Origin of the sequence: Gudongella ferriphila (assembly GCF_046224405.1) — a bacterium.
In the GTDB taxonomy this organism is placed as follows: domain Bacteria; phylum Bacillota; class Clostridia; order Tissierellales; family Tissierellaceae; genus Gudongella.
On sequence record NZ_JBJXRK010000065.1, the window covers coordinates 1 to 1630 of the forward strand.

Genomic DNA, 1630 nt, shown 5'->3' on the forward strand with positions numbered 1-1630 from the left:
CTCCCTATATGTCAGAATAGATGTCGTATGGATGGTATAATACTTTTAGGAAGGAAGGTAGCCATATGACAAGAAAAAAAGAATATGCGGAGGAATATAAACAGCGAGTACTTGAAAAACTCATGCCACCTATCGGCAAAAGCGTCCCAGAGGTAGCAAAGGAAGAGGGTATTAATAGAAATACATTGTATGGATGGGTTGCAAAAGCTAGAGATAAGGGTGCTAAGATTCCCAACAGTTCACCTTCTAATAATAGAAAGTGGCGCAATGAAGATAAAATGAAGATAGTATTGGAAACATACAGCATGAATGAGGTGGAACTAAGTACCTACTGTCGCGAAAAGGGACTTCATGTCTCTGATATCAAGGAGTGGATCAAGAGGATGGAACAGTCCTTCGATGACCGCGTTGAAGTTGAATCAGCAGAGTTAACTGCTCAGAAACAAAGGTCTAGACAGCTTGAAAAGGAACTTAAGCGCAAAGAAAAAGCGCTTGCTGAGGCAGCAGCATTATTGGTGCTAAGAAAAAAGGCAGATGCGATTTGGGGGGACCCAGAGGAAGACTGATTAGCAGCTCAGATCGCAAGAATGCCATAGAGCTAATCAACGAAGCTAGGTATGCTGGTGCCCGCTTGGCACCCTGCTGTGAGGTCCTGAATATTTCAGTCAGGACCTATGAACGGTGGATAAAAGAAGATGGTGTAATCGATTTACGCAAGCATGTTAAGCTGAAAGAACCACATAACAAGCTATCAGATAAGGAGAAGCAGGACATTATTGATATATGCAATAGCCCTGAACACGCGGACCTTAATCCGTCACAGATTGTCCCTAAGCTGGCTGATCAAGGGAAATACATAGCTTCTGAGTCTACTTTTTACAGGGTGCTTAGAGAATTCAAGCAGAATGCCAAGAGAAAGGCAACTCGCAGTCATTTATCAAAACCATTATCAACCCACGTAGCTAAAGCTCCCAACCAGGTTTGGACTTGGGATATTACCTGGATTCCGGGATTAATAAAAGGGAGCTATTACAAATTATACATGATAATTGACATATTCAGCCGCATGATAATCCAATGGGAACTCCATGAAACAGAATCTCAGAAACATGCTATGAATTTGGTAAGAAAAGCTGTATTTAGACATGGTATCATCAACAAGCCATTGGTACTACATTCAGACAATGGCAGTCCTATGAAAGGGCAGGATTTTCAAAATCTGTTGGTACATCTGGGAATCACCAAATCATATTCAAGACCTCGTGTAAGTAATGACAATGCCTACTCTGAAGCTTTGTTTAAGACTTTAAAATATACAAAAGATTTCCCAACCAAGGGGTTTGGATCCATGGAATCAGCACGAGAATGGATAAATCGGTTTGTAAATCTATACAATATAGAATTTATGCACAGTGGCATAAAGTTTGTAACACCACACCAGCGGCATTATGGCTTTGATAAGGAGGTTTTAAGAAGGAGAAAAGATGTATACGAGAATGCAAAGCAGAAGAATCCTGGTAGATGGTCTGGTAAGACGAGAAATTGGGATTATATAGACTATGTTTCGCTCAATCCAGTTAACAAAGATGAATTAGCACAAAAAATACGACAACTTACTTGACAAATACCG

2 protein-coding genes are annotated in these 1630 nt (G+C 40.5%); both read left to right on the forward strand.

Annotation, left to right across the window (positions count from 1 at the left end):
- Positions 1-65: 65 nt before the first annotated feature.
- Positions 66-566 carry a transposase gene (locus ACKVDP_RS13750; RefSeq protein WP_409229472.1) on the forward strand — a complete coding sequence of 167 codons (501 nt, stop codon included), beginning with the start codon at positions 66-68 and terminating at the stop codon, positions 564-566.
- Positions 542-1621, forward strand: a complete 1080-nt coding sequence (locus ACKVDP_RS13755) for an IS3 family transposase (protein ID WP_409229473.1) — start codon at positions 542-544, stop codon at positions 1619-1621. The genes ACKVDP_RS13750 and ACKVDP_RS13755 overlap by 25 nt, the downstream gene beginning before the upstream one ends.
- The last annotated feature ends 9 nt before the right edge of the window (positions 1622-1630 follow it).